At 70.7% G+C, this 25,694-nt stretch carries 26 protein-coding genes; 10 read left to right on the top strand and 16 right to left on the bottom strand.

Features of this window, described 5'->3' with window-relative positions; translation table 11 throughout:
* The first annotated feature begins 27 nt into the window (after positions 1-27).
* From ABZX02_RS27370 to ABZX02_RS27350, 5 genes are read left to right on the top strand one after another with little or no spacing between them, the layout of a single operon-like run.
* On the top strand, positions 28-984 hold the full coding sequence (locus ABZX02_RS27370; protein WP_355302046.1) for a TauD/TfdA family dioxygenase: 957 nt from the start codon (positions 28-30) through the stop codon (positions 982-984).
* Positions 984-2,006 carry an ABC transporter substrate-binding protein gene (locus tag ABZX02_RS27365; protein ID WP_355302044.1) on the top strand — a complete coding sequence of 341 codons (1,023 nt, stop codon included), beginning with the start codon at positions 984-986 and terminating at the stop codon, positions 2,004-2,006. Before ABZX02_RS27370 ends, ABZX02_RS27365 begins: the two co-directional genes overlap by 1 nt.
* On the top strand, positions 2,003-2,836 hold the full coding sequence (locus ABZX02_RS27360; RefSeq protein ID WP_355302042.1) for an ABC transporter permease: 834 nt from the start codon (positions 2,003-2,005) through the stop codon (positions 2,834-2,836). The genes ABZX02_RS27365 and ABZX02_RS27360 overlap by 4 nt, the downstream gene beginning before the upstream one ends.
* Complete coding sequence (locus ABZX02_RS27355; protein ID WP_355302040.1) at positions 2,812-3,474, top strand: ABC transporter ATP-binding protein; 663 nt, start codon at positions 2,812-2,814, stop codon at positions 3,472-3,474. The genes ABZX02_RS27360 and ABZX02_RS27355 overlap by 25 nt, the downstream gene beginning before the upstream one ends.
* A complete protein-coding gene (locus ABZX02_RS27350) occupies positions 3,471-4,787 on the top strand; it encodes an LLM class flavin-dependent oxidoreductase (protein ID WP_355302038.1) in 1,317 nt (438 codons plus the stop codon). The genes ABZX02_RS27355 and ABZX02_RS27350 overlap by 4 nt, the downstream gene beginning before the upstream one ends.
* Here ABZX02_RS27350 and ABZX02_RS27345 read toward each other — a convergent pair.
* Both ABZX02_RS27345 and ABZX02_RS27340 read right to left on the bottom strand, forming a co-directional pair.
* Positions 4,776-5,636, bottom strand: a complete 861-nt coding sequence (locus ABZX02_RS27345; protein ID WP_355302036.1) for a patatin-like phospholipase family protein — start codon at positions 5,634-5,636, stop codon at positions 4,776-4,778. The two genes, ABZX02_RS27350 and ABZX02_RS27345, sit on opposite strands and share 12 nt — an antisense overlap.
* A gap of 45 nt (positions 5,637-5,681) precedes the next feature.
* Complete coding sequence (locus ABZX02_RS27340; protein ID WP_355302034.1) at positions 5,682-6,779, bottom strand: nucleotide pyrophosphatase/phosphodiesterase family protein; 1,098 nt, start codon at positions 6,777-6,779, stop codon at positions 5,682-5,684.
* Positions 6,780-6,828: 49 nt separating this feature from the next.
* Between ABZX02_RS27340 and ABZX02_RS27335 the strand changes: the two genes are divergently transcribed.
* Positions 6,829-9,153, top strand: a complete 2,325-nt coding sequence (locus tag ABZX02_RS27335) for a Tex family protein (RefSeq protein WP_355302033.1) — start codon at positions 6,829-6,831, stop codon at positions 9,151-9,153.
* A 115-nt stretch (positions 9,154-9,268) separates the two neighbouring features.
* Here ABZX02_RS27335 and ABZX02_RS27330 read toward each other — a convergent pair whose 3' ends face one another.
* Entirely contained in the window at positions 9,269-10,507 is a 1,239-nt protein-coding gene (locus tag ABZX02_RS27330; protein ID WP_355302031.1) for an ABC transporter substrate-binding protein, read from the bottom strand.
* A gap of 205 nt (positions 10,508-10,712) precedes the next feature.
* Between ABZX02_RS27330 and ABZX02_RS27325 the strand changes: the two genes are divergently transcribed.
* Both ABZX02_RS27325 and ABZX02_RS27320 read left to right on the top strand, forming a co-directional pair.
* The gene (locus tag ABZX02_RS27325; protein ID WP_355302029.1) at positions 10,713-11,576 is read left to right on the top strand and encodes an NAD-dependent epimerase/dehydratase family protein; all 864 of its coding nucleotides are present in this window, start codon (positions 10,713-10,715) and stop codon (positions 11,574-11,576) included.
* Positions 11,573-13,111, top strand: coding sequence for an NAD(P)/FAD-dependent oxidoreductase (locus tag ABZX02_RS27320; protein WP_355302027.1), 1,539 nt, complete (start codon positions 11,573-11,575; stop codon positions 13,109-13,111). The genes ABZX02_RS27325 and ABZX02_RS27320 overlap by 4 nt, the downstream gene beginning before the upstream one ends.
* A gap of 8 nt (positions 13,112-13,119) precedes the next feature.
* Here the strand turns inward: ABZX02_RS27320 and ABZX02_RS27315 are convergent, their stop codons facing one another.
* From ABZX02_RS27315 to ABZX02_RS27275, 9 genes are all read right to left on the bottom strand, one after another.
* A complete protein-coding gene (locus ABZX02_RS27315) occupies positions 13,120-13,986 on the bottom strand; it encodes an ABC transporter ATP-binding protein (RefSeq protein ID WP_355302025.1) in 867 nt (288 codons plus the stop codon).
* Between the two features lie 25 nt (positions 13,987-14,011).
* Positions 14,012-14,389: a GntR family transcriptional regulator gene (locus tag ABZX02_RS27310; RefSeq protein ID WP_355302023.1), complete on the bottom strand. Its 378-nt coding sequence runs from the start codon at positions 14,387-14,389 to the stop codon at positions 14,012-14,014.
* 36 nt (positions 14,390-14,425) lie between these two features.
* The gene (locus ABZX02_RS27305; protein WP_355302021.1) at positions 14,426-15,397 is read right to left on the bottom strand and encodes a hypothetical protein; all 972 of its coding nucleotides are present in this window, start codon (positions 15,395-15,397) and stop codon (positions 14,426-14,428) included.
* Complete coding sequence (locus tag ABZX02_RS27300; RefSeq protein ID WP_355302019.1) at positions 15,394-16,128, bottom strand: ABC transporter ATP-binding protein; 735 nt, start codon at positions 16,126-16,128, stop codon at positions 15,394-15,396. The genes ABZX02_RS27305 and ABZX02_RS27300 overlap by 4 nt, the downstream gene beginning before the upstream one ends.
* Before the next feature lie 32 nt (positions 16,129-16,160).
* On the bottom strand, positions 16,161-16,610 hold the full coding sequence (locus ABZX02_RS27295; protein WP_355302017.1) for an SRPBCC family protein: 450 nt from the start codon (positions 16,608-16,610) through the stop codon (positions 16,161-16,163).
* Positions 16,611-16,630: 20 nt separating this feature from the next.
* Complete coding sequence (locus ABZX02_RS27290; RefSeq protein ID WP_355302015.1) at positions 16,631-17,995, bottom strand: DUF4041 domain-containing protein; 1,365 nt, start codon at positions 17,993-17,995, stop codon at positions 16,631-16,633.
* Positions 17,996-18,090: 95 nt separating this feature from the next.
* The gene (locus tag ABZX02_RS27285) at positions 18,091-18,720 is read right to left on the bottom strand and encodes a DUF4041 domain-containing protein (protein WP_355302013.1); all 630 of its coding nucleotides are present in this window, start codon (positions 18,718-18,720) and stop codon (positions 18,091-18,093) included.
* A 75-nt stretch (positions 18,721-18,795) separates the two neighbouring features.
* A complete protein-coding gene (locus ABZX02_RS27280; protein ID WP_355302011.1) occupies positions 18,796-19,554 on the bottom strand; it encodes an LLM class flavin-dependent oxidoreductase in 759 nt (252 codons plus the stop codon).
* Between the two features lie 42 nt (positions 19,555-19,596).
* On the bottom strand, positions 19,597-20,067 hold the full coding sequence (locus ABZX02_RS27275) for a hypothetical protein (protein WP_355302009.1): 471 nt from the start codon (positions 20,065-20,067) through the stop codon (positions 19,597-19,599).
* Positions 20,068-20,210: 143 nt separating this feature from the next.
* On the opposite strand from ABZX02_RS27275, the gene ABZX02_RS27270 reads away from it, so the two are divergent.
* A complete protein-coding gene (locus ABZX02_RS27270; RefSeq protein WP_355302007.1) occupies positions 20,211-20,762 on the top strand; it encodes an NlpC/P60 family protein in 552 nt (183 codons plus the stop codon).
* On the opposite strand, the gene ABZX02_RS27265 is transcribed toward ABZX02_RS27270, so the two are convergent.
* Both ABZX02_RS27265 and mug read right to left on the bottom strand, forming a co-directional pair.
* On the bottom strand, positions 20,752-23,586 hold the full coding sequence (locus ABZX02_RS27265; protein WP_355302005.1) for a BTAD domain-containing putative transcriptional regulator: 2,835 nt from the start codon (positions 23,584-23,586) through the stop codon (positions 20,752-20,754). The genes ABZX02_RS27270 and ABZX02_RS27265 overlap by 11 nt on opposite strands.
* A 191-nt stretch (positions 23,587-23,777) precedes the next feature.
* Positions 23,778-24,272, bottom strand: a complete 495-nt coding sequence (gene mug / locus ABZX02_RS27260; protein WP_355302003.1) for a G/U mismatch-specific DNA glycosylase — start codon at positions 24,270-24,272, stop codon at positions 23,778-23,780.
* A 23-nt stretch (positions 24,273-24,295) separates the two neighbouring features.
* Between mug and ABZX02_RS27255 the strand changes: the two genes are divergently transcribed.
* On the top strand, positions 24,296-24,769 hold the full coding sequence (locus ABZX02_RS27255) for an HAD domain-containing protein (RefSeq protein WP_355302001.1): 474 nt from the start codon (positions 24,296-24,298) through the stop codon (positions 24,767-24,769).
* A gap of 104 nt (positions 24,770-24,873) precedes the next feature.
* Here the strand turns inward: ABZX02_RS27255 and ABZX02_RS27250 are convergent, their stop codons facing one another.
* Positions 24,874-25,182 (bottom strand): hypothetical protein, encoded by a 309-nt coding sequence (locus ABZX02_RS27250; protein ID WP_355301999.1) that lies wholly within the window; start codon positions 25,180-25,182, stop codon positions 24,874-24,876.
* A 10-nt stretch (positions 25,183-25,192) separates the two neighbouring features.
* On the bottom strand, positions 25,193-25,642 hold the full coding sequence (locus tag ABZX02_RS27245; protein ID WP_355301998.1) for a hypothetical protein: 450 nt from the start codon (positions 25,640-25,642) through the stop codon (positions 25,193-25,195).
* Positions 25,643-25,694 lie beyond the last annotated feature (52 nt).

The following is a 25,694-nucleotide window of genomic DNA, read 5'->3' as shown; positions in this document are numbered from 1 at the left end:
AGCACTCCTGAGCTGCAGTCTTGATCCATGACCTCAGTTCAGGAAAAGACCATCACGGTCAAGCCGATCGCCGGTCACATCGGCGCGGAAATCTCGGACATCGACATTTCCCGCCCACTCCGCGCGATCGAGCTCGAAATCATCCAGAAGGCACTCCACGCGCACAAGGTGGTTTTCTTCCGGAACCAGCAGCTGGACCACGCGGGCCAGATCGCGTTCGGCCGGCAGTTCGGCGAGCTCACCTACGCCCACCCGCACGACGACGCCCCGCCGACTGGTTTCCCGGAGATCTTCACGATCGACCCGCGCCGCTACGAGGAGCGCTACGGCAAGGAGTTCCAGCAGGTCCGCAAGCGCCAGTACAGCTACTTCTCCGGCTGGCACACCGACGTCACCGCCGCGGTGAACCCGCCGGCCGCGTCCATCCTGCGCGCCGAGGTGGTGCCCGAGATCGGCGGCGACACGACGTGGACCAACCTCGTCGCCGCGTACGACGGCCTCTCGGAGCCCGTGAAGTCCTTTGTGGACGGGCTGCGGGCGGAGCACCGCTACGGCGGGTCGGTGAAGGTCGGCGACGGCGCGTACGCCAAGCGCGTCAACGACAACCTGCTCGTCGCCGAACACCCCGTCGTCCGCGTGCACCCCGTCACCGGCGAGAAGGGGCTGTTCGTCAACCCCGGCTTCACGAGCCACATCACCGGCGTCTCCCCCGCCGAGAGCAAGGCGGTCCTCGACCTGCTCTACGCCGAGCTCACCCGCCCCGAGTACACCGTGCGGTTCCGCTGGGAGCCGGGCAGCGTCGCGTTCTGGGACAACCGCGCCACCGCCCACCTCGCGCCGCGCGACCTGGAGCACCTCGACGTCCGGCGCACGCTGCACCGCGTCACGCTCATCGGCGACACCCCCGTGGGTCCGGACGGCCGCGAGTCGACACTGCTCGCCGGTCGCCCCTTCACCGCCGACCACGCCGTGGTGGTGGACTGATGCTGACCAGGCGTTCCCTGCTGCTCGGCCTCGCGGCTCTCGGTGCCGCGGGGTGCTCCGCGGGCGGCACCACCACGCAGCAGGTCCTCGGCGACCTGCCCACGACCGCCCCGCCCCCGGACACCAAGCTCTCGATCTCCATCCGCACCACGCTCAAGCAGCTCGAAGCGAGCGGTGAACTGGGCAAGCTCCCGTTCCAGGTCACCGACTGGCCGAACATCCAGGCCGGTCCCGACGTCATCCAGGCGTTCCGCGCCCGCAGCGTCGACCTCGCCGCCAACGCCGGCATCCCGCCCATCCAGGCGCAGGCCACCCGGCTCGCCACCAGGATCGTGGCCGTCGGCGAACGCGACCAGCCGCTCTACACCTACGCCACCAAGCCCGGCTCGCCGATCAAGAGCCTGAACGACTTCAAGGGCAAGAAGATCGCGTTCAGCCAGGGCCAGGCGCAGGGAGTGGTCGTCCTGCGCACGCTCAAGGAACTCGGGCTCAAACCCACTGACGTCGAGCTGATCCCGTTGACCAGCAACCAGTTCCTCACCGCTGTGCAGGCCGGTCAGGTCGACGTCGCCGTGCTCGCCGAACCGCAGCTCACCAAGTACCTGGGCCAGTACCCGGACGCCACCGCGATCAAGATGAACTCCGTCGACCTCCTCACCGTCCTGTGGGCGCCGGTCGACGTGCTCAACGACCCGGCGAAACTCGCCGCCGTCAAGGCGTTCATCCCGTTCTGGGCGCGCGGCACGGTGTGGAGCTACGAGAACCCCGACCAGTGGGTCGACACCTACTACGTGAAGGACCAGAACGTCTCCAAGGCCGACGGCGACCGGATCGTGAAGTCCCAGCCGCCACTCACCTTCCCGACGAACTGGGACCGCGCGATCCGGTGGGAGCAGGAGACCGCGGACCTGTTGGCGGAGGGCGGTTTCGTCGAGAGGTTCGACGTCACCGAACTCTTCGACCGCCGGTTCGAGAAGATCGCCGCCGAGGCCGTCGACGCCAGGTACCGGAGCCGGACATGACCCACGTGCTCGACCGCCCCGCCGCCCTCACCACCCCCGCCACGCCGACCCGGCGCAGGCGACTCGGGCTCGGCAGGCCCATCCCGTACGGCCGGGTCCTCGGCCCGGCGCTGATCATCGCCGTCTGGAGCGTCGCCTCCGCCACCGGCGCGCTCGACCCGCGCATCCTCAGCGCGCCGTGGACGATCGTCCACACCGGAATCGAGCTGACCGCGAACGGCAAGCTCCCCGAGAGCATCCTCACCTCGCTGCAGCGGGCCGCGCTCGGCTTCTTCTTCGGTGCCACCGCGGGAACGCTGCTCGCGATCGCCTCCGGGCTCAGCCGCGTCGGCGAGGCGCTGATCGACGGCACCGTCCAGGTCAAGCGCGCCATCCCGTCGCTGGGCCTGATCCCGCTGCTGATCCTCTGGCTCGGCATCGGCGAGGAGTTCAAGGTCGTGGTGATCGCCGTGACCATCGCGACGATCATGTACCTGCAGACCCACGCGGCGCTCACCGGCATCGACAGCCGGTACGTCGAGCTCGCGGAAGCCGTGGGCCTCAGGCGCTCCCAGTACGTGCGCAAGGTCGTGTTCCCCGGCGCCCTGCCCGGTTTCTTCCTCGGGCTGCGGCTCGCCGTCACCGCGTCGTGGCTGTCGCTCGTGGTGCTGGAGCAGATCAACGCCACCAGTGGCATCGGCTACCTGATGTTCCAGGCGCAGAACTACGGCCAGACCGACGTGATCGTCGTCGGCCTCGTCGTCTACGGCCTGTTCGGGTTCGTCTCCGACGCACTGCTGCGCGTCATCGAACGGAGGGCGCTGGCATGGCGACGCACGCTGTCCGGGTGAGCGGCCTGACGAGGCAGTTCCAGCAGCGCAAGGTGCTCGACGACCTGGACCTCACCATCGCGCCCGGCGAGTTCGTGGCACTGCTGGGCCGCAGCGGTTCCGGGAAGTCCACGCTGCTCAAGGCGATCGCCGGACTCGACCACGACGTCACCGGTGAAGGCACCCTCGAAGTACCGCACGAGGTCGCCGTCGCGTTCCAGGACTCGCGGCTGCTGCCGTGGCTGCGCGTCCTCGACAACGTCGAACTGGGCGTGAAACCCGGCAAGGGCAAGGCAGCACTGGAAGAAGTCGGGCTCAAGGGCCGTGAACGCGCCTGGCCCGCCGAGCTGTCCGGCGGTGAGCAGCAACGGGTCGCGCTCGCCCGCTGCCTCGTCCGCGAACCCCGCCTCCTGCTCGCCGACGAACCGTTCGGCGCGCTGGACGCGTTGACCCGCATCAAGATGCACGCCCTGCTGCGCGAGCTCTGCGCCCAGCACCGGCCGGCCGTCCTGCTGGTCACGCACGACGTCGACGAGGCGATCGAGCTCGCCGACCGCGTGGTCGTCCTGCAGGAGGGTCGCATCGGCCTCGACCTCCCGGCGCACGACGCCGACCGCACGCACCTGTTGTCCGCACTCGGCATCGGAGTCGCCGCATGACGCTGCACCTCAACCTCTTCCTGCACGACACCGGCCACCACGAGGCGTCCTGGCGGCTGCCGGAGTCGGACCCGCTGGCGCACATCGACATCGCCTACCACCAGCGGATCGCGCGGATCGCCGAGGAGGCGAAGTTCGACTCGGTCTTCCTCGCCGACTCGCCCGTGCTGTGGGGAAACCCGAGCCGCCGGCCGTCCGGCAAGATCGAACCCACGATCCTGCTCACCGCGATCGCGGCGGTGACGACGAGGATCGGCCTGATCGCCACGGCGTCCACGACCTACAACGAGCCGTTCAACCTCGCCCGCCGGTTCGCGAGCCTCGACCACGTGAGCGGCGGTCGTGCCGGGTGGAACATCGTCACGACGGCGGGCGACGACGCGGCCCGCAACTTCGGCCTCGACGCCCAGCCGGCCCACCTCACCCGCTACGACCGGGCCGCGGAGTTCGTGGAGGTGTCGAAGAAGCTCTGGGACTCCTGGGACGACGACGCGATCGTCGCCGACAAGGAGAGCGGTGTGCACGCCAGGGACGACCGCGTGCACACGATCGACCACGTCGGCCCGCACTTCAAAGTCCGCGGCCCGCTCAACGTCCCGCGCTCACCCCAGGGCCACCCACTGCTCGTGCAGGCCGGCAGCTCAGAGGACGGCCGGGACTTCGCCGCGCGGCACGCCGAGGCCGTCTTCACCGCGCACCAGACCCTGGAGGACGCCGTCGCGTTCTACCGGGACGTGAAGCGCCGGGCGATCGAGTTCGGCCGCGACCCGGACGAGGTCAAGATCCTGCCCGGCCTGGTCCCGGTCATCGGCTCCACCGAGGAGGAGGCGCACGCGCTCGACGCCGAACTCGAACGGCTCATCGTGCCCGAGCACGCGGCGAGACAACTCGCGGGCCTGCTCAAGGTCGACCACCTGGAACTGGACGAGGAACTGCCCGCCGACCTCCCGGACGAGTCCGCGATCGAGGGCGCCAAGTCCCGGTACACGCTGATCGTGGAACTGGCCCGGCGCGAACGCCTGACCGTGCGCCAGCTGATCGGCAGGCTCGGCGGCGGGCGCGGCCACAACACCTTCACCGGCACGGCGGTCCAGGTCGCCGACACCATCGAGGAGTGGCACCGGGCAGGCGCCGCGGACGGGTTCAACATCATGCCCGCCGTGCTGCCGTCCGGGCTGGAGCGGTTCGCGGACGGCGTGCTGCCGATCCTGCGCGAACGCGGCCTGTTCCGCACCGAGTACACCGGCACGACGCTGCGCGAGCACTACGGCCTCAAGCGCCCCGCCGGCCAGTTCGGCGCGCTACCCGTGTGACGGGTGGCCGTAGAGCCCCGCGCCGGCGATCTCCAGCGTCGTGAGGAACGTGGTCGAGGCCAGGTAGGAGGCCTCGACCAGTTCCGCGGTGTGCGAGAAGTCCAGCGGCGTCACGGCTTGCACCGGCGGCCCCGGCAGGTACAGCACCGGCGCGCTCTGCGAGGCGAGCTCCACCTCCAGCACGGCCTGGTTGCGCATGCCCAGCGTCGCCCAGAACAGCAGCGTCTCGGCCAGCGTCTCCGGCACGGCCGGCAGGTGGCCGGGAAACGCGCAGTCCAGCACCACCAACGACTTCGCGCCCATCGCGAGCGCCTGCCGGATCGGCACGTTCGCGAGCACGCCACCGTCGTAGAGCACCTGCTCGCCGATGCGCACCGGCGGGTACACGCCCGGGATCGCCGCGCTGGCGAGGATCGCGGGGACCAGCTCGCCCTCGGTGATGTTCACGGCCTCGCCCGTCACGCCGTTCACCGACACCGCGCCGAACGGCAGCGTCAGGTCGGCGAAGTCGGCACACCCGTCGAGCCCCTCGGACAGCACGTGCGCCAGCCCGGTGTTCGGGAAGAGGTAGGTCTTGTTGGTGCGCAACGACCTCAGCTGCGCGATCGGGCCGCCGGGGAACACCCGCTGGCGCGTCATGCCCTCCCACAGCACGGCCAGCCGTTCCGCCGCCTTGTCCGGGTCCAGGGCGAGCAGCGAGCCGTTGACCGACCCGACCGAGGTGCCGACGACCAGGTCGGGCCGCACGCCGTGCTCCCGCAGCGCGCGCAGCATGCCGACCTGCGCGGCACCGAGGCTTCCCCCGCCTCCGAGCACGAAGGCGACTGGTCCAGGCAGTTCGATCGTCACGTCCGGTGATCCTAAGGCTGACCAGCGGTGAAGGCTGGATTCGGTCTACACTGAAGTCACTGAGTGGACGAGCAATGGGATCGCCAGCTCGGCCCTGGTCCGCGCGCCGTGCATCCCAGTCAGCCCGCTCAGCAACGGCTCGGCCTGGCTGCGCACCACCACGTGCTCGTCCCGCATCACCACGACGACGTCCCCGATCCGGTCGGCCGCGAGCGGGCTCACCGGCCCGAACCACCCGGCCTCCACGGCGGCCTCCCGCGTCAGCACGTCCGCGCGGTCGCCGAGGAACTCCCGCCACGTCGCGATCACCTCGTCGCTCTCGACGTGCAGGTACCGCACCCGCGGCTCGCCCGCGATCACCCGAACCCCCTGCCACAGCAACGGTTCCGTGTCGAAGTCGATCCGCTCGCCCACGGTGACCATGCCGTGGTCGGCCGTGACCACGAGCTGCGCGCCGGAAGGCAGCCGCGCGGCGATCCGCTCGGCCAGCGAGTCCACGAACTCCAGCTGCACCAGCCACTCCTCGGACCCCGGCCCGTAGAAGTGCCCGATCGTGTCGAGGTCCGCGTGGTAGGCGTAGCAGAACGACCGGTCCTGCCGGACGGCCGCGACGGCCCCGAGCGCCAGGTCGCCGAACCCCGCCGCGCCGCGGTACCACGACCCGCGCAGCACCGCCCTGGTCAGCCCGGACGAGCGGTGCGGCAACGGCGCGACCGTGCTCACCGCGACCCCGGCGGCCGCCGCGCGCTCGAACAGCGTCGGGTGCGGCTGCACCACCTCCGGCACGAGCGCCTTGCGCAGGTCGTGGCCGTGGTCGGCGGCCCGCGACCAGGTCAGCGAGTTCAGCACCTCGTCGCCGACGGCGAACGTGTAGCCGACGATGCCGTGCTCACCGGAGTGCAGGCCGGTGCCGATCGAGGCGATGCTCGTGGCCGTCGAGGACGGGAACCCGGCGTCGATCGACCGGTCCGGCAGTGACGACAGGAACGGGGCATGCGCGCCGTACGTGCGCAGCAGCTCGTGGCCGAGGCCGTCGACGAGCAGCAGGACGACACGCCGGGCCGGTGGCAGGCCGAGCGTGTTGTCGGCGCCCGGAACTTCCAGGCCCGACAGCAGTGATGGGACGACCGCGGCGATGGTCATGAGAGACACCGTGCCACGTCGAATCCGGCAGCGGGCAGAATGGCGCGCTGTGACAACGCTCATCCACCAGAAGATCGCTGACGAGCTCGGAGTGGCCGCCGGCCAGGTCGGCTCTGCTGTCGAACTGCTCGACGGTGGCGCGACCGTCCCGTTCGTCGCCCGCTACCGCAAGGAGGCGACCGGCGGTCTCGACGACGCCCAGCTGCGCACGCTCGAGGAACGCCTCGGCTACCTGCGCGAACTGGAGGAGCGCCGCACGGCCGTCCTCAACTCGATCCGCGAGCAGGGCAAGCTGAACGACGCCCTCGAAGCGCAGATCCTCGCCGCCGACTCGAAGGCGCGGCTCGAGGACCTCTACCTGCCGTACAAGCAGAAGCGCCGCACGAAGGCCCAGATCGCCAAGGAGGCCGGCCTGGAGCCGCTGGCCGACGCCCTCCTGGGTGATCCCGGCCTGAACCCGCAGGAGGAGGCCGCCAAGTTCGTCGACCCCGCCAAGGAGGTCGCGGACGCCGCGGCGGCCCTGCAGGGCGCGCGGGCCATCCTGGTCGAGCGGTTCGGCGAGGACGGCGACCTGATCGGCGAGCTGCGCGAGCAGATGTGGACGCGCGGCCGCGTCGTCTCCAAGGTCCGCGAGGGCAAGGAGACCGACGGCGCCAAGTTCTCCGACTACTTCGAGTTCGACGAGCCGTTCGCGAAGCTGCCGTCGCACCGCATCCTGGCGCTGTTCCGCGGCGAGAAGGAGGAGGTCCTCGACCTCGTCCTGGAGCCGGAGGAGCCGCGTGAGGAGGGTCCCTCGACGTTCGAGGTGCGCATCGCGTCCCGCTTCGGCATCGACGACCAGGGCCGTCCCGGCGACAAGTGGCTCACCGACACCGTCCGCTGGGCGTGGCGCACGCGCATCCTCGTGCACCTGGGCATCGACCTGCGCGGCCGTCTCCGGGCGTTCGCCGAGGACGAGGCCGTCAAGGTGTTCGCGTCGAACCTGCGCGACCTGCTGCTGGCCGCCCCGGCCGGCACGCGCGCGACGATGGGCCTCGACCCCGGTTACCGCACGGGCGTGAAGGTCGCGGTCGTCGACGCCACCGGCAAGGTCGTCGCGCACGGCGTCATCCAGCCGCACGTGCCCGCGAACCGCTGGGACGAGTCGATCGCGAAGCTCGCGGCGTGGGCGAAGCAGCACAACGTCGACCTGATCGCGATCGGCAACGGCACGGCCTCGCGCGAGACCGACAAGCTGGCCGCCGACCTGATCAAGCGCCACCCCGACCTGGGCCTGACGAAGATCGTCGTGTCCGAGGCGGGCGCGTCGGTGTACTCGGCGTCGGCCTACGCGTCGTCCGAACTGCCGGGCCTCGACGTGTCGATCCGCGGCGCCGTCTCGATCGCGCGCCGCCTGCAGGACCCGCTGGCCGAGCTCGTGAAGATCGACCCGAAGTCCATCGGCGTCGGCCAGTACCAGCACGACCTCGCGGAGTCGAAGCTGTCGCGTTCCCTGGACGCGGTGGTCGAGGACTGCGTGAACGCGGTCGGCGTGGATCTGAACACGGCGTCCGTGCCGCTGCTGACCCGCGTCTCCGGCATCACTGCCGGTCTGGCGGAGAACATCGTGCTGCACCGCGACTCCAACGGCCCGTTCAGGACCCGCAAGGCGTTGATGGACGTCGCACGGCTCGGCCCCAAGGCGTTCGAGCAGTGCGCGGGCTTCCTCAAGATCCGCGGGGGCGACGAGCCGCTCGACGCGTCCTCGGTGCACCCCGAGGCGTACCCGGTCGTGCGCCGCATCCAGGAGGCCGCCGGAGCCGAGCTGATCGGCAACACCGCCGTGCTGACGAAGGTGCGGCCCGAGCAGTTCGTGGACGAGCAGTTCGGTCTGCCGACCGTCACGGACATCCTCCGCGAGCTGGAGAAGCCGGGCCGCGACCCGCGCCCGGCGTTCAAGACGGCGACCTTCGCGGACGGCGTCGAGAAGATCGCCGACCTCAAGCCCGGCATGGTGCTGGAGGGCGTCGTGACGAACGTGGCCGCGTTCGGCGCGTTCGTCGACATCGGCGTGCACCAGGACGGTCTCGTGCACATCTCGGCGCTCTCGAACACCTACGTGAAGGACCCGCGCGACGTCGTGAAGTCCGGTGACGTGGTGCGGGTGAAGGTGCTGGAGGTCGACGAGGCCCGCAAGCGCATCGGCCTGACGCTGCGCCTGACCGACGAGCCGGGCAAGCCCGCCCCGAAGCAGCAGGGCGGCGGTGGCCGGGACCGCGGCGGCCGTCCGCAGCAGCGCGGTGGGCAGCGCGGCGGTGGGCAGCAGCGCACCGCGCCGGCGCCCGCGAACGGCTCGATGGCGGACGCGCTGCGCAAGGCCGGGTTCGGCAAGTAGGACGACGGCGAACGGCCCCTCCCGGGTTCGGGAGGGGCCGTTTCTCATTTGGTGCCTGGTCGGGCAGGACTGGGTGGATTCGTGCCCGTTCGGGGACGCCGGCGGCCCGTTTCGACTACTTCGCGCGCGTGCCCTTCGCCTTCACCAGTTCGGACTCGAAGAGCTCCTCGACGGTGGTGAGACCGCCGGGCACCTTCTTGTCGACCTTCGTGATGTAGGACTGGGTGGCCGACGGCCGTCCGACCAGCGAGTAGTGCAGCGCGCTGGTCAGGCCCTGGGTGTCCAGGCCGTTGGTGTTGTGGAACGCGTCCAGCACGCCGTCGCGGCTGAGGTCGCCGTTCTCGCAGGCCTTCTCGATGACCGAGAGGAACACCTTCGCGACCGTGTAGCCGTGGTCGACGTAGATCGCGGGCTTGTCGTTCGGGTAGTACTTGTTGAACGCGGCCGCGACCTCGCGCGGGCCCGGCTGGCTGCCGGTGAACGGCGCCACCGAGGTCACCACGGACACCTGCTTCTCCACGGCCGGGCCGACCGGCGAGTCGAGGATCGCGGTGTCGAAGCCGACCACGTTGACCATGAACGGCACCTCCCACTTGAGCGCCGCGGCGACGCCGACGGCGGCCGCGGTCTGGGCGGGGGTGGTGCTCAGCACGACGGCCTTCGCGCCCGCGGCCTTCAGCGCGGCGATCTGCTGCGTGAGGTCGGCCGTGGTCTCGCTGATCGGCTGTTCGGCGATCTTCATGTTCCACTGCGTGCCGACGAACCGGCTGCCCTCGACGGCGTTGTCGCCGTAGCTGCCCTGGGCGTAGACGTGACCGACGGTGTCGCCGTCCTTGATCACTCCGCGGCGCTTGTAGTGGTCGAGCCCGTTGATGACGTCGAGGTCGTACGTCGTGCCCACGATCATCATGTGCGGGTTGCCCAGCAGCGACGCCGCCCACGAGGCGGGCGCGGTCAGCGTGCGGGTCTGCATGATGTCGGGCTCGATCGCGGCGGTCATCGGCGTGCCCGCGAGCTCCAGCAGGCCGAGGACCTGGGGCTCCAGCTCGAAGTACGCGTCGAGCGCCTTCTGCACGTCGTACGCGTGGTCCTTCTGCTTGAGCTCGACCCTGCGGCCGCAGATGCCGCCGCGGTCGTTGACCTGCTTCAGGTAGAGCTCGTAGCCCTTCATGCGGGTCAGCGCGGAGGCTTTGAACGGGCCTGTCATGTCCGTGAGGATGCCGAGCGAGATGGTGTCGTCGGTAACGCCCGGCCCCGTCTTGACCTGGGGCTTCTCGTCTGTCTCGGCACCGCAGCCGGCCACGAGGACGGCGAGGGCCAAGGCGGCGGGAGGCAGTACACGGCGGAGGGGCATGCAGCAGTCCTTGTCCGGATGATCTCGGCATACTAAGCGGTAGCTCAGTATTGAGTGGGGACTCACTTAATGGCCCCTTATGTGCTACGGAACACACGGACGTTAGGTTCATGTGACTACCGTTCGACTACGGAGTGTGCTAGCTCTTCGGCACCGAACGAAATGAGATACGCGTGATCGGTCACATCGCGGGTATCCGGGCGGGGTGAGAATCGTCGTCACCGGCGGGTCCGGCAACGTCGGCACCGCGCTGCGCCGCCACCTGGACTTCGAGGACGCCGCCGCCGACGTGCGCGCTCCGTCATCACTGCGCGAGGCGTTCCGCGGCGCCGACGTGGTGATCCACCTGGCCTTCGCGATCAAGCCCACCGACCACGCCACGAACGTCGACGGCACCGAGCATGTGCTCGCCGCGTGCGTCGAGGAGACCGTGGGCCACCTAGTCGTTGCCTCTTCGGTCGCGGCCTACGCGCCGGCGGAGCGCTGGGCGCGGGTCGACGAGTCCTGGGCCCTGACCGGTGTCGAGGGCAACGCCTACAGCGCGCACAAGGTGCGGCTGGAGGAGGCGCTGCGCCGCTATCCCCTGCCGCACAGCGTGATCCGGCCGTGCGGGATCGCGCAGGCCGCCGCCGCGCCGAAGATCCGCCGCTGGCTGCTGAGCCCGCTGCTCCCGCCGAAGCTGCTGCCCTTCCTGCCGATCCCGCTGTGGAACGACCTGCGCCTGCAGCTCGTGCACGCCGACGACGTGGCGCGCGCGATCGTCGCGATCGTGGAGCGCACGGCCCTGGGCGCCTTCAACCTCGCCGCCGAACCGGTCCTGACCGCCCCGATGATCGCGCGACTGGCCGGCGCCGGCCGGCTGCCGCTGCCGTACCCGGTGGTCGAGCGGCTCGCGGGGCTGACGTCGCGGCTGGGGGTGCAGCCGCTCACGCCGGAATGGGTCCGGATGGCCGACCAGGCGCCGCTCGTGCGGACCACACGAGCACACGAAGATCTGAAATGGTGGCCGGAACACGACGCGCGGGACGTGCTGCGTGAGGTCGTCACGGCAATGGGAGGACGTGCGTGAACGAGGTTGACGCGGTCGTCATCGGCTCCGGCCCGAACGGGCTGGTCGCCGCGACCCTGCTGGCGGACGCGGGCTGGGACGTGCTCGTGCTGGAGCAGCGCGAGACACCCGGCGGGGCCGTGACGTCGGCCGAGATCACCGCTCCCGGCTTCACCAACGACGTCTACAGCGCGTTCTACCCCCTGGGGCTCGGATCGCCGGTCATCGGCGCGTTGAACCTCGACGTGCAGTGGCAGCACGCACCGGCCGTGCTGGCCCATGTGCTGCCGGACGACCGCGTGGCACTGCTGTCCCGCGATGTCGACGTCACCGCGAAGTCCGTCGGCGCGTTCGCCCACTCCGACGCCGAGGCCTGGCAGGCCGCGTACGCCCACTGGCAGCGCGTCCGCGACGGCGTGCTGGAAGGCCTGCTGCGCCCGTTCCCCCCGGTGCGCGGCGGGCTCTCGCTGCTGCGCACGCTCGGCCTGGGCGACACGCTGCGGCTGACGCGGCTGCTGACCCAGCCGGTGCGCCGGCTCGGCGAGGAGCTGTTCTCCGGCGAGGGCGCCCGCGTGCTGCTGGCGGGCAACACGATGCACTCGGACCTCGGCCCGGACCAGGCCGGTGGCGCGGGCTTCGGCTGGCTGCTCGCCATGCTCGCCCAGGAGGTCGGCAACCCCGTGCCGCGCGGCGGGGCGGGCGAGCTGGCCGCGTCCCTGGTGCGCCGGTTCGGCGGACGGATCGAGACCGGCGCGAAGGTGACCGGCGTGCTGCACGCACGGGGTGTGGCCGTGGGCGTGCGTCTCGCCGACGGTTCCGTCGTGCGCGCACGCCGTGCGGTGCTGGCCGACGTCCCCGCGCCCAGGCTCTACCTGGACCTGATCGGCGGCGACGCGCTGCCCGCGAAGCTCGCGGAGGACCTTCAGCGGTTCCAGTGGGACGGCGACACGATCAAGGTCGACTGGGCGCTGTCCGGCCCGATCCCCTGGACCAACCCCGAGGCCGCGCAGGCGGGCACCGTCCACCTCGGCGGCGACGTCAACGGTCTCGCGAACGTCGCCCACGAACTGGCCTGCGGCAAGGTGCCGCGCAACCCGTTCATGATCCTCGGCCAGATGACGACGACGGACCCGACCCGCTCCCCCGCGGGTACGGAGGCGGCCTGGGCGTACACGCACGTGCCGCTGGGCGGCTCCTGGACGCCGGACCGGCTCAAGCGCCGCGCCGACCGCCTGGAGGTCATGATCGAGGAGCGCGCGCCCGGCTTCCGGTCCCGCATCGTCGGCCGCTCGGTGCTCGGCCCGGACGACATCGGGTCGGTCAACGGCGGCACGGCGGCGATCCACCAGCAGCTGGTCTTCCGGCCGGTGCCTGGTCTCGGCCGCGCGGACACCCCGTTCGACCGCCTCTACCTCACGGGCTCGTCGGCGTGGCCGGGCGGCGGCGTGCACGGCGCGGCCGGGGCGAACGCGGCACGGGCGGCGCTCGCGCGCTGGGGCGCGGCGGGCGAGCTCTACAAGACGATGATGAAGGGCCTGCACAAAGCCCTGTACTGAAAGGCTTTCTACCCGGAGCGGGCCAGCCTCCGGGTTCGGGACGCCCGCAGGTACCCCATCACCAGCGCCTCCAGGTCGGGATGCGCCGCCTCCCAGCCGGAAGGCGCGCTCCCGCCGCGCACCAGGGCGGTCGTCTGGCGGGACGTGTGCGAGGAGTCGACCACGACGCCGTCGGTCGCGAGGTCCAGCTCCGCCGGCCCGACCACGACGTGGTGGCCGGCGAGGACCTCCTCGATGTCGCCGGACACCTGCACGCGGCCCTCGTCCAGCAGCAGCAGGTGGTCGCAGACGTCGCCGAGGTCGGTGAGCAGGTGCGAGGACAGCAGCACGGTCGTGCCGCGCTCGGCGACGTCGGTCATGACGATCCGCAAAGTCTCGTCGCGCGCCAGCGGGTCGAGGTCGGACAGCGGTTCGTCCAGCAGCAGCACCTTCGGCAGGCGCCCCAGTGCCAACGCGATCGCGACCTGCGTGCGCGACCCGGACGACAGCGTGCGCACCTTCGCGTCCTTGTCCACGCCCGCGAGGAGGTCCAGCACCTCGTCGGCGCGCCGGGCCGACCACCGGTCGTTCATCGCGGCGCCCGCCCGCATCAACTCGCGGACGGTGAACTGGTCGTAGAGCGGCCTCTTCTGGGTCAGCAGCGAGACGTCCGGGTGCATCCGGCCGCGCACCGGTGTGCCGTGGACGCTGATCTCGCCGCCGGTGGGCCGCGCGAGCCCGGCGATCAGCGACAGCAACGTGCTCTTGCCCGCGCCGTTCGGCCCGACGAGCGCGGTCACGCTGCCCTCCGGCAACACGAACGAGCAGTCGTCGAGGGCCTTGGTGCGCCCGAAGTGCTTCGCGACGTTCTCCGCCCGCACCGGACTGGCGTTCATCGTGCTCCCAAGTCCACAGTGGACATCAGTAGTGCGTGCCCCGCACGTCGGTGTAGATCGCGTCGACCTCGTCGGCGGTGAGCCCCTCGCCGACCGCGCGGTCCATCCACTGCTCCAGGTCCTGCCGCAACGGCGCGTCCGCCTTCGCCGCGTCGGTGGCGAGCGAGGCCGTGACGAACGTGCCCATGCCGCGCCGGCCCTCGACCAGACCCTCGTGCTCGAGCTCGCGGTACGCCTTCAGCACGGTGTTCGGGTTGACCCTGGTGGCCTCCACCACCTCCCGTGCCGTCGGCAGCTTGTCGCCGGGTCCGAGCAGCCCCATCCGCATGGCCTGCTTGACCTGTGCGGCGATCTGGAGATAGGTGGACACCCCGGAGTGCCGATCGATGCGAAACTCGATCACGCCGCTCAGCATAGGTGCCCACCCGTCCACCCGAGGTCACACCTGCCTGCGCACGGCCCACACCGTGCCCAGCGCGAACAGCACCGCGAACCCCGCGAAGACCGACGCCTCCAGCAGGTGCAACGTCGTCGCCTGGTCGGCGGGGACGACGTCCGCGTACCGCTGCGCGAGCCCGTTCTCCCGGTAGCAGGCCGCGAAGTCCACGGCTCCCTGCGCGTCGCCCCGGCCCGCGCAGTTCATCATCGGCGTCGGGTCCGCGACCACCGCGCCCTTGGCGTCGAGGAACCCGGACTCGACCACGAGCGGGCGGCCGTCGAGGTCGCGGGTGCCGTCCAGGTCGTTCGAGATCACGCGGGTCGGCGTGACCAGGAACTCCCGCACGCCGCTGAGCACCACCCGTGCGGCGACGAACAGCCCGAGCGTCAGCGTCATCGCGACGAGCGTCCGCTTGAACAGCGCGCCCGTGACCATGCCGAGCGTGTAGGCGAAGAGCGTGTACGCGATCGGGGACACGCCCTGCGACTCGAAGGTCGTGAAGTAGAACTCCCCCGTCGCCAGCGGCCCGAGCTCACCGGCGACGTCGAGCCAGCTGTGCACGACGAGCTGGTAGACGAGCACCACGACGAGCGCGGGCAGTGCCGCGACGAGGAACTTGGTGGCCGTCCAGCGCGTCCTGCTGACCGACTGCGTGAACGCCAGCGTGTGCGTGCCCTGCTCGAACTCCCGCGCGAACAGCGGCGCGCCGACGAAGACGCCGATGAGCGCGGGTGCCGCGAGCACCGTGCCCTGGGCGATGTGCAGCTTGTCGAACCAGGCGTCCTGGAAGTCGTCCGCGGCCTTGCCGCGACAGGCGTCCAGGCCCCTCGCGACGCAGTCCGCGAGGTTGCCCGCCCGGACGTCCGCGATCGTTCCCGCCCGCCACAACAGGATGGCGGCGACGCTGACGACGAGTCCGGCGAAAAGCGTGATGAACACGGGCCGCTGCTGGCGCCACACGATCCACGTCATGCCGCCACCTCCGCGCGCATGTGGGCGAGCGCGAGCCGGCTCAGGGTCCCGTGCTGCGGATGCGCCGCCAGCAGCGCGCTGACGTCACCGGCGAGCCGCACCCGTCCGCCGGTCAGCAGCACCAGGTGGTCGCACACGTCCTCCAGTTCCGCGAGCACGTGCGACGAGAGCAGCACCGTGATGTCGTGCGCGCGGGACTCCTCCACGAGCGTCCGCAGCACGGTCTCGCGCGCGAGCGGGTCGAGGTCGGCGAGCGGTTCGTCCAGCACCAGCAACCGCGGCCGCTTCCCCAGTGCCAGCGCGAGCGCGACCCGCGTCCGCTGGCCGCCCGACAGCGTGCCGACCTTCGCCCCGAACGGCACGCGCGCCTTCTCGACCAGTTCCTCGGCGTACGCCTGGTCCCAGCCGGGGTTGGCGTCGCGGCCGTAGTGCAGCGTCTCGGCGACCGTGAACTGCGGGTACAGCGGCTTGGCCTGCGTCAGGTATGCCACCGAGGGGTGCATCCCACGCCCGTCCGGCACGTCGCCGAACACCGAGAGGCGCCCGGTCGTGGGCCGCAGCAGTCCGGTGATCATGCCCATCAGCGTGCTCTTGCCGGCCCCGTTCGGCCCGACGAGCGCCACGATCCGCCCGGCGGGGATCTCGAGCGCGCACTCGCGCAGCGCCCACCCCCGTGAGTACTTCTTCCCGAGGTCCTCGGCGAGGACCGGCGGGTGCTCCCTCTGACTCATGAGAGCAACCGTAGCACCCTTTCACTAGGTAACTAGTTAAAGGGTGTTGAACGCCCCTGGGCCAGCGCGTTCAGGCGCTGCAACGTCTCCTTGTTGCGCGGCACGAGCAGCGCGTCCTGCACGATCTTCGGCAGCAACGTCGTCGGCCCGCGCACCGCGCGCTCGGTCATCCGCACCTCGGTCAGCGACTCACCTCGCGGCCGCAGCGCGAACGAGATCCGCGCCGCCCCGACCGGCCACAGCCGCGCGTCGAGCTCCAGCAATTCGCCCGGCTCGCAGCGCACGACCTCGGTGGTGTCCTCGATGACCAACGGCCACGGGCCGACACTGTGATGGATGCGCGTACCGGTCTTGGGCCAGCCGGCGTCCACGTCGCGGATGTGCGACGCGCCCACCACCCAGCCCGCGTAGGACCAGCCGTCGGCGAGTACCGACCAGACGGCGTCGACGGGTGCTTCGACGTTCAGCGAGACCTCGGCCATGCCCTGGAGGTACCCGCGATTCAGGAGGCCATGCTTTGCCGGTACTCCGCGGCCTCCGGCTCGAGGACGTACTCGAGCATCTGCCCGGAGTGCTGCTTCAGCAGTTCGCGGACGTCCTCCGGCGTGGCGTAGAAGAACTCGCGCCGCATGTTGACCCGGTTGACGCGGCGGTCGGACAACGCCTGGTGCAGCTTGGTCTCCAGCGAGACCGCGTCGGGCGAGTAGTGCAGGATGTGGGTGTCGTAGCGGAACGGGACCGAAGCGTCCCCGAGCTCGAGCACGCGCTCCTCGGGGTGCAGCCGCCGCGTCATGCCGATCTTGACCATCTTCGGCCCGAACGCGCCCAGGTTGCTGATCACGTAGACGTAGCCGGCCCGGATGTTGGCCTCGCGCTGGTGCACGCCCTCGATGCCGGACACCACCTTGTCCAACTCGGACTGGAGCTCCTCCGCGGCGGCGACGTCCCCCTTGGCCAGCAACGCCGTTCGGACGTTCTCCAGGTGCTTGCGCTCCTTCTCGAGCTTCTCCAGCTCGCGGCGGAACTCGGCCTGCGCCTTCGCCTCCTCGCGCAGGCGCTCGCGCTCGGCGCGTTCGTCCTCCTTCTCCTCCTGCTTCTTCTGGAGGTAGTCGGCCGTGAGCTCGAGCTCGCGCATCCGCAGCGCCTCGTAGCGGTCGTCGATCGCGATGCTGAGCATCTTGCCGAGCTTCTCGATCGCCTCCGCCGCTTTGAGCAGCCTCTTCTTGGCCGCGTCGACGGAACCTGCCTTCATCACCCGGAGGCTGTTCTCGGCCTCGGAGTTGTACGAGCGCAGCATCAGCCTGCACCAGTCGGCGACCATCTTGGCGCCCTCCCGGCTCGAGCCGTTGAAGGTGAAGTTCGCGCTGCCGGTGACCGCGGTCTTGTTCTTGACCATCTGCTTCATCTCGTCCTGCACGCGGTCCAGCTCGCGCTTGTAGGCCTCGGCGTTGTCGAGCGGGTGGTGGTAGCGGAACACGCCGGCTTCCTGGAACAGCAGCTCGTCCGTGAACGGCACCAGCTGCTGCTTAGCGTCCGCGAGCTCGGCCCGAAGCCGGACCAGTCCCTGCTCGAACCCCGCCTTCTGCAACGCCAGCGCCTCGTCCTGCGCGCTCCGCTCGGCGGCCAGGGCAGCCGCGTGCGCCTGTCTCTCCCCGGCGAGCACGGCCTGGTGCGCCTGCCTCTCGCCGGCGTGCGCCTGCTGCAGGCCCACGAGTTCCGCGCGCAGGCGGTCGACCTCCTGGCGCACCTGCACGTAGTCGAGGCCGCCGATCTGCCGCAGGTGCCCGCTCAGCTGGTTCACCTGTGCCTGGAGCCCACCCGCGGCCTGTTCGAGCGACACGATCTTCTTCTGCTTGCTGCCGAACATCGGCGGGCTCCCTCGCTGCGACGACACGTACCGGCGTCATCGCGAGGCGGAACACGGCCGTTAGAGCGAACGGACAAACACACCCGAACGGACGATCAGGACGCGATCCGGCGCGTGCGCCGGGCCTCCGCCCTCCGCTGCAGGTGGTCGGCGGTCAGCTCCAGCTCGTACGCGCGCAGGGCCTGGTACCGCGGCGAGACGCGGAGTGCGAACATCCCGCTGAGGCGCTCGATCGCCGACGCCGCGCGGTCGAGCCTCCTCCTCGCCGCGTCCAGGCCGCCCGCCCGCAGCATGCGCAGGCAGTTCTCCGCCTCGCCGTTGTACGAGCGGAGCATCAGCGCCGACCAGTCCTCGACGAGCCTGCGGCCGGTCGCGTCCGATCCGTTGAAGGTGACCTGCCCGCCACCCTCGATCGCCGCACCGGTCTTGATCAGGGTCTTCATCTCGTCGTGGACGAGGTCGAGCTGCGCCTGGTGGTCCGCGACGGCGTCGGTGCGGAACACCCCTGCCCGCTGGAAGGTGAGTTCTTCCTTCAACGGCTGCAGTTCGGCGCGAGCGCTGGAGATCCGGTGCCGCAGCGCTACGAGTTCGGCACCGGCTCTGTCGACCTCTTCCAGCGCGTCGGTCTGCGCTGACCGGGCGTCACCGATCCGGGCGAGGAGTTCCTGCAGGCCTTCCACGGCCCGCTCCAGCTCAGCGATCCGGCGGTTCTTGCGCCCGAGCATGCTTACCTCCCCGAACAGCGACGAAAGGACCATGCCCGTTCCATCGCACGGAGGAATGCGTCGTTATCTACGACGCTATGCGCTCACACCATCGAGTGATCCGACGAAACGAACGAACCCTTCGGGGTCCTCGCTCGTGGCGGACTGCTGCAAGATCACGCTGGTCGCGCCTGCCGCAGCCACCTGCGACACCAGGTCCGTGACGAACGCGCGGTCGCGGGAGTCCGTCTCGACGTAGACGACCACCGGGTGCTCGCGGGTGGCGCTGACGGCCCGGACGCGGTCCAGGTCAGCCGACGCGTCGAGGATCGTGCCGTCGCCGACCTCGCCCGCGAGGTCGAGCGTCTTCTGGCCGAGCCCGCCGACGTAGATCGGCATCGGCGCGGCGGGCGGCCAGTCGAGCGCCACGCCGGTCAGCTTCACGTAGCGACCCTCGGTGGTGACGCGTTCGCCGGCCAGCAGCGCCTTCAACGCCTCGGTGTACTCGCGCAGCAACGTCAGCGGGGACGCCACCCGCGCACCGACCTGGCCCATCCAGTCCTGCACGCCGTGCCCGATGCCGATCGTGACGCGGCCGGGGAACAGCCGGTCGAGGGTCGCGGCCTCCATCGCGGTGATCGCGACGTTGCGCAGCGGCACGGGCAGCAGGCCGACGCCGACCTTGAGCCGCGAGGTCCAGGCCAGCGCCGCGGAGGCGCACGCGATGCCGCTCTCCAGGAAGCAGTCCTCCCACAGCCACAACGAGTCCACACCGGACTCCTCGGCCGCGAGGACGACGGATCGCAGGTTCTCCGGAGGGAGCTGGGGCCGGTAGACAGCGCCGAGTGTGGTCACCCGACAACTACTACCGGCCCCACCTCACTTCGGCAACAAGCTTCAGCAGCCGCAGTTGTGGTAGGTCACGTCCCAGTGGTTCGACTCGAGGTAGTAGATGTTGCCCGCGTTCGACTTCCACTTGTTCCCGCCGATGGACGAGAACTTGCTCTTGATGTAGTTCGTGACGCAGCTGGACAGCCGGTAGTCGACCTTGTAGCCGTTCCAGTGCGAGTAGGTGCCCGACGCGTGACCGGTCTCCGTGCCGCCGGTGATGGTCAGCGCGCAGCCCGACGCGCTCTTGAACGTCTTGGCGCCCGCGATGGTCGTCTGGTTGATCTGCTCGAACGAGGTGCAGTTCGGCCTGTTGCGGTCACTGCAGTTGCCGCTCGAGTCCCACGCGATGCCGGCGGCGCGGAGCTGCGCGGTCGCCTGCGCGTGGGCGTACTTGGCCGGGGCCGCCGACGCGACGGACGCGCCCATGACCAGAGCGGCGAACATCGCGACCACGGCTGCGATCGTGCGAACGAACATGTGCCTTCTCTCCTTAAGCCCAAGGTGCCGCGGACGCTAGGGAGAGCCGGTAAAGGAAGTCCTAAAACGGTCTTAGGCCGATCTTTGGCGCCTCAGTGGACAGTTCCGCCCGTCACCAACTGCAAGTCGATCGGAGCTACACCATGCGCATTCGCCACGCTCTTGCGGCGACCGCCCTCTCACTGGGGCTGCTCGGTGGCATGAGCGGCATCGCCCAGGCGGCACCGGAGGGTCCCGCCGAGCAGGAGATCGGCATCTCCGAGGTCCAGGCGGCGGCCGGGTACGGCGGTTCCATCAGCCGCACCGAGGTCATCAAGCGCGCCAAGGACTGGTGGGACCGCAAGGTCCCGTACAGCCAGTCCGCGTACGCCTGGGACATCAACAAGGGCAAGAAGTACCGCACGGACTGCTCGGGCTTCGTCTCCATGACGTGGAAGCTCACGACGAGCCGCAACACGCGCAACCTCGACGAGGTCGCCACGAAGATCTCGTGGGCGAGCCTCAAGCCGGGCGACATGATCCTGCGCAACGGCCACGTGAAGCTGTTCGAGAAGTGGGCCAACTCCGCCAAGACCTCCGCGTGGATCTACGAGGAGGGCAGCACGGCGACGGACATGGACCACGAGACCGTGTCGATCTCGTCGCTGAAGAGCGGCGGTTACGCCCCGTGGAAGTACAAGAAGATCACGGGCTGAGTGACGCGAGGCCCCACTGAGCCGGCCACTGGTGCACCTCTCCCCGCTCTCTGGTGCCCAGTCTCGTGAACAGGCCGGCGGCCTCCTCCCAGGAGCGGTCCGCGCCATCGACGTCCCCCAGACGGGCGTGGACCGCTCCGAGGTCGCGCAGCGTCCTGGCCCGCCACAACGGCAGGCTCAGGTCGTTCCACACCGGCAAAAGGCCGAGCAGCAGGACTCTCGCGCCCTCGTGGTCGCCCGCCGCCAGCCGCCACTCGCCGAGGGTGCGGCGCACGAGCGCCTCGCCGAACCGGTCGCCCACGTCGCGGCAGCCGTCCAGCGCCTGCTGGATCAGCGCCTCCGCCGGGTCGAGAACCCCTTTGCGCAGCAACACCTTCGCCCACGCCTGAGCGGTGTAGCAGGCGAGCAGCTCGTCGCCGGTGCCCGCGACCATCTCGTGGGCGCGCCGGACGTGGTCCTCGGCCTGGTCGAGCTCGCCGCGGGCCCGGTGCACGAGGCCGATCCCGCGGGCCGCCAGCGCCTCACCACGCCGGCTGCGCGCTCTGCGGTAGATCGCCTCCGCGTGGCGCAGCGTGCCGAACGAGCCCTCGTCGTCGCCCAGTTCCCGTTTGATGGAGCCGATTCCGTACAGCGCGTGCGCCTCGCCCTCGAGGTCCGTGCCCGCCAGCAGCACGCGAGCTCGGTCGAGCGCCTCCAGCGCGCACGGGTACTGGCCCAGGTCCCGGCACACCATGCCGATGCCGTTCATCGCGACGGCCTCGCCGCGCTGGTCCCCCAGGCCCACGAACAACGTCTGCGCCGTGTCGAACCACGACCGCGCCTGCTCCAGGTTGTCGCGCTTGTAGTGCATCTGCCCGAGGCTGCACCGCAGCACCGCCTCCAGCCGCACGTCCCCCGCCCGCCACACGGCCTCCAGCGCCGCCGTGTGCGTGCGCTCCCAGGCCTCGTAACGGTTCCTGAGCCCGAACCACGCGAACACCAGCACCTCGGCCAGCTGGCACGCCATCTCCGCGAGGCCCAGCTCCGCCGCGCGTTCCACGAGCCTCGTCAGCAACGGCTCCTCGCGCGCGAACCAGGCGTCCTTGTCGGTCGGGCGCGCCGCGGACGTGACCACGCCCAAAGAGTCCTGCATGCGCGGCACGGCGAGGAAGAGCTGTTCGGTCAGGCCATCCACAGTGGACAGTGCGGCGACGACCGCGCGGCGCACGACGTCCTCGCGGTCCTGCCGCGCGTCCTCGGCCTCGGCGAGCTCGCGGGCGTGCAGCCGCACCAGCTCGTGCATCCGGTACCGCGCGCTGCCGATCACGTCGAGCAACCGCGCGTCGACGAGCCGGTCCAGCACGTCCTCGTCCAGCAGGTGCGCCCACAGGAAGCTCGGCACCTCGGGCAGCCCGAGGAAGCCGAAGATCCGGTACGCGCGGCGGGCGTGGTCGTCGAGCGCCCGGTAGGTGAGCTCCAGGCCGGCCCGCACCGCCAGGTCGTCCGCGACGAGCTCGTCGAGCCTGCTGCGTTCGTCCGCGAGCCTGCGGACCAGTTTGGACACCGGCCAGTGCGCCCGCCCGGCGAGCCGCGCGCCGGTGATCCGCACCGCGAGCGGCAGGTAGCCGCACAGCCGCGCGACCTCCTGCGCCTGACCGGGTTCCGCGGCCACCCGGTCGTCGCCGAGGATGCGCGCGAGCAGCGTGACGGCCTCGTCACTGCCGAGCACGTCCAACGGGATCCGGCGCACGCCTTCGAGCCCGCAAAGCCTGCTGCGGCTCGTGATCAGCGTCAGGCAGCCGGGACTGCCGGGCAGCAGCGGCCGGACCTGCGAGACGCTCGTGACGCCGTCCAGCACGATCACCACGCGCCGCCCGCTGACCGTCGCCCGCCACAGCGCGGCCCGTTCCTCGGCGGACTCCGGGATCCGTTCGCTCGGCACGTCCATGGCGCGCAGCAACGCGTCCAGCGCGCCGGACGGCGAGTGCAGGTCCACGAACAGCTGGCCGTCCGGGTAGCGGTCGGCGAGCCGGTGCGCCGCGTGCACGGCGAGCGCGGACTTGCCGACGCCCGCCGGTCCCTCGATCCACCACACGCCGCCGTCGCCGTCGAGCAGCCGGGACAGCTCGCGGTCGCGCCCGGTGAAGTCACCCGCGTCGCGCGGCAGGTAGTTGCGGCGGCTGTCCCGCGCGCCCTCCAGCACGTCGCGGTAGAGCTGCTGCAGCTGCTCGCCGGGCTCGACCCCGAGCTCGTCGACGAGCACCTTGCGCGTCTCCCGGAACACCCGCATGGCGTCCGCGCGCCGCCCGGCCCGCGCGAGTGCCGTCATGAGCTGCCCGCGCAACCGTTCGGCCAGCGGGTACTCGGCGACGAACGCCCCGAGCCGGTCGACGAGCTCGGCGTGCCGGCCCAGCGCCAGCCCGGCGTCGACCCAGGCCTCGGCGGCCGCCAGCCGCTGCACGTCGAGCGTCTGCGCGAACACCACCGGCGCGCCGCGCCAGAGCTGCAGGGCCTGGTCGAGGACGTCGGCCCTGACCTTGAGGTCGGCCTCGTCGCCCGCCCTGGCCACGAGCCGCCGGAACGCGTGCAGGTCGACGCTCTCCGGTTCGGCGTTGAGCACGTACCCGGCCGCGCGGTGCTCGACCGGCAGCCCGGCCCGACGCAGGCTCGAGATGTGCACCTGGAGCGACTTGCGCGCCTGCGGCGGCGGCTCCTCGCCCCAGATCAGGTCGATGAGCCGGTCGACGGGCACGACCTTCCCGCACTCGACGGCCAGGACGGCCAGGATCTGCGCGGGTTTCGGCGGTACCGGCGGTTCGACCGGCCCTAGAATCCTGACCTCCACTGCGCCCCCACAGCGTTGAAGATTCACCGACTTCTGCACGGCATTGTCAGATTTTGACGCAGCCCGGCTTTCCGGGGTTCCACTTCTGGGTGAATGCACTCGAACGGACGCAGATCTGGATGCAACCAGACCAGACCACACTACGTCCAGCCCACTTTCAGTGGGCATGAATGTGAACTTTTGTTTCGTTTCTACAGACTGGCCCGGAGCCTTCCGAACTCTTCCGCGAGCGCCGGCAACTGCCAGTGCGCGTTCAACCCGCTCGGATTGGGCAGGATCCACACCCGAGCACCCCCCACGGTGTCCGACTGCGGCCCGACCTGCGCTTTCTTGCGGTCGAACGCCGCACGGTACACCGTCACGCCGAGCACCGCGAGAACCTTCGGCGAATAGGTCTCGACTTTTTCGGCCAGCTCGATCGCACCCCGATGCATTTCGTCAATTGTTAATTCGTCGGCCCGTGCGCTGGGCCGGGCCACGACGTTCGTGATGCCGAGACCGAGATCGAGGAGCTTCTCCTGCTCGGCGGGCGCGAACTGGGACGGCGTGAAACCGGACAAATGAAGTGCGGGCCAGAACCGGTTTCCGGGCCGGGCGAAGTGGTGTCCGGTGGCCTCGGAGACGAGGCCGGGGTTGATTCCGCAGAAGAGCACGCGCAGGCCGGGCTTGATCACGTCCGCAATCACGTGGCCCAGCCTACGGTGGTGCCGTGACCGCCCGCCCGATCCTCTTCCTCGACGTGGACGGCCCGCTGCTGCCGTTCGGCGACGGCGTGCCCGGCACCCCGGGTCTCGCCAGCCTCGACCCCGCGCACGGCGAGTGGCTGCGCGCCCTGCCGTGCGAGCTGATCTGGGCCACAACGTGGATGGACGAGGCCAACGAGCACATCGCGCCGCTGCTCGGCCTGCCGCCGCTGCCGGTCGCCACCTGGCCGGACGACGAGGAGCCCGAGCACGGGCTGCACTGGAAGACCCGCGGGCTGGTCGCGCTCGCGGGCACCCGGTCGTTCGCCTGGGTGGACGACGAGATCGGCGAACGGGACCGGGCCTGGGTCGCCGAGCACCACGGCCACGCCCTGCTGCGCCGGATCGACCCGCGCCACGGCCTCACCGACGCCGACTACCTCGAGCTCGACGGCTGGCTGCGCGGGAACCAGGAGGTGTCCGACGGGCGCGTCCGGTAGGGGGCGCGTCCGGTAGGGGCGCGGACGGTGTCGCCGCGACGGCCTCACACCGAACGCCGTCCACGGCTCCGTTGGCCGCCACCAGCGCCCGACGGAGCCGCCGCTCAGGCTTCCGCCGGCACGCGCGGACGCGGCGTCCACATCGTGTACCCGGCCCGCCGCGCGTCCTCCGGCGAGTGAAAGAACGCGTCCCCCTTCATCCGCTTGTAGTACGGCGACTCCGGCGTGTGGAACATCATCGTGCGCGAGTTCGCCTTGATCGCGGGCACGGCGGCGGCGGGCTCCTCCAGGATGGTCAAGGACGCCTCGGCCGGCGGCTGCTCGCGCGAGCGCATGGTCAGCCACGTCAGCAGGACGCCCGCGAGGAACGCGCCCGCGCACAGCAGGAACATCTGCAAGAAGAACCCGAACAACGAACGGCTCCTAGCTGGTGGTCGTGAAGTCCTCGTCGACGCGCAGTCCGGGGGCGGCGGCGCGCAGGGCGTCGCTCAGCGCGCCCGCGCCCTCGTCGTCCTCGACGCGCGCCGAGGCGGTCAGGTGGCCGGCGCGCACCACACCGGTGAACTCGGTGACGCCGCGGCCGAGCACGGCGGCCAGCAGCGACGCGGCCACCTCGGGCGGCACCGGCAGGCGTTCGCCCGCGTCGGGGGTGACCAGGTCGGTGATCCGGTGCGCGGTCAGCGCGCGGACGGCGTCCACGAGCTCCTGGCGCTCCCCCGCGGAGACCGCGGTGCCCGCCAGCACGACCTCCGAGGACCGCACCGCGAACACCAGCTGGCCGGACGGCGCCAGGGGGTACGCCGCGAGCCCCACCGTGGCCAGCAAGGCCGGCACGACGAGCGCACCGACGACAACGCGTTGCGGCAACTGCACGCGCTTGGACTATCCCATCGGGCCGACCGGGTGCCACCAGCGTCCGCCGAAC

This window comes from Lentzea sp. NPDC003310, from assembly GCF_040610935.1.
Classification (GTDB): Bacteria; Actinomycetota; Actinomycetes; order Mycobacteriales; family Pseudonocardiaceae; genus Lentzea.
The sequence above is the reverse complement of the archived record's forward strand: the minus strand, read 5'-3'. Positions and strand labels throughout refer to the sequence as shown.

Coding starts and splice junctions, on each gene's coding strand:
- ABZX02_RS27290 (WP_355302015.1), bottom strand. CDS start 17,995: ATGTTCGGCAGCAAGCAGAAGAAGATCGTGTCGCTCGAACAGGCCGCG.
- ABZX02_RS27300 (WP_355302019.1), bottom strand. CDS start 16,128: ATGAGTCAGAGGGAGCACCCGCCGGTCCTCGCCGAGGACCTCGGGAAG.
- ABZX02_RS27275 (WP_355302009.1), bottom strand. CDS start 20,067: ATGTTCGTTCGCACGATCGCAGCCGTGGTCGCGATGTTCGCCGCTCTG.
- ABZX02_RS27295 (WP_355302017.1), bottom strand. CDS start 16,610: ATGGCCGAGGTCTCGCTGAACGTCGAAGCACCCGTCGACGCCGTCTGG.
- ABZX02_RS27305 (WP_355302021.1), bottom strand. CDS start 15,397: ATGACGTGGATCGTGTGGCGCCAGCAGCGGCCCGTGTTCATCACGCTT.
- ABZX02_RS27350 (WP_355302038.1), top strand. CDS start 3,471: ATGACGCTGCACCTCAACCTCTTCCTGCACGACACCGGCCACCACGAG.
- ABZX02_RS27285 (WP_355302013.1), bottom strand. CDS start 18,720: ATGCTCGGGCGCAAGAACCGCCGGATCGCTGAGCTGGAGCGGGCCGTG.
- ABZX02_RS27270 (WP_355302007.1), top strand. CDS start 20,211: ATGCGCATTCGCCACGCTCTTGCGGCGACCGCCCTCTCACTGGGGCTG.
- ABZX02_RS27315 (WP_355302025.1), bottom strand. CDS start 13,986: ATGAACGCCAGTCCGGTGCGGGCGGAGAACGTCGCGAAGCACTTCGGG.
- ABZX02_RS27365 (WP_355302044.1), top strand. CDS start 984: ATGCTGACCAGGCGTTCCCTGCTGCTCGGCCTCGCGGCTCTCGGTGCC.
- ABZX02_RS27340 (WP_355302034.1), bottom strand. CDS start 6,779: ATGACCATCGCCGCGGTCGTCCCATCACTGCTGTCGGGCCTGGAAGTT.
- ABZX02_RS27370 (WP_355302046.1), top strand. CDS start 28: ATGACCTCAGTTCAGGAAAAGACCATCACGGTCAAGCCGATCGCCGGT.
- ABZX02_RS27330 (WP_355302031.1), bottom strand. CDS start 10,507: ATGCCCCTCCGCCGTGTACTGCCTCCCGCCGCCTTGGCCCTCGCCGTC.
- ABZX02_RS27355 (WP_355302040.1), top strand. CDS start 2,812: ATGGCGACGCACGCTGTCCGGGTGAGCGGCCTGACGAGGCAGTTCCAG.
- ABZX02_RS27360 (WP_355302042.1), top strand. CDS start 2,003: ATGACCCACGTGCTCGACCGCCCCGCCGCCCTCACCACCCCCGCCACG.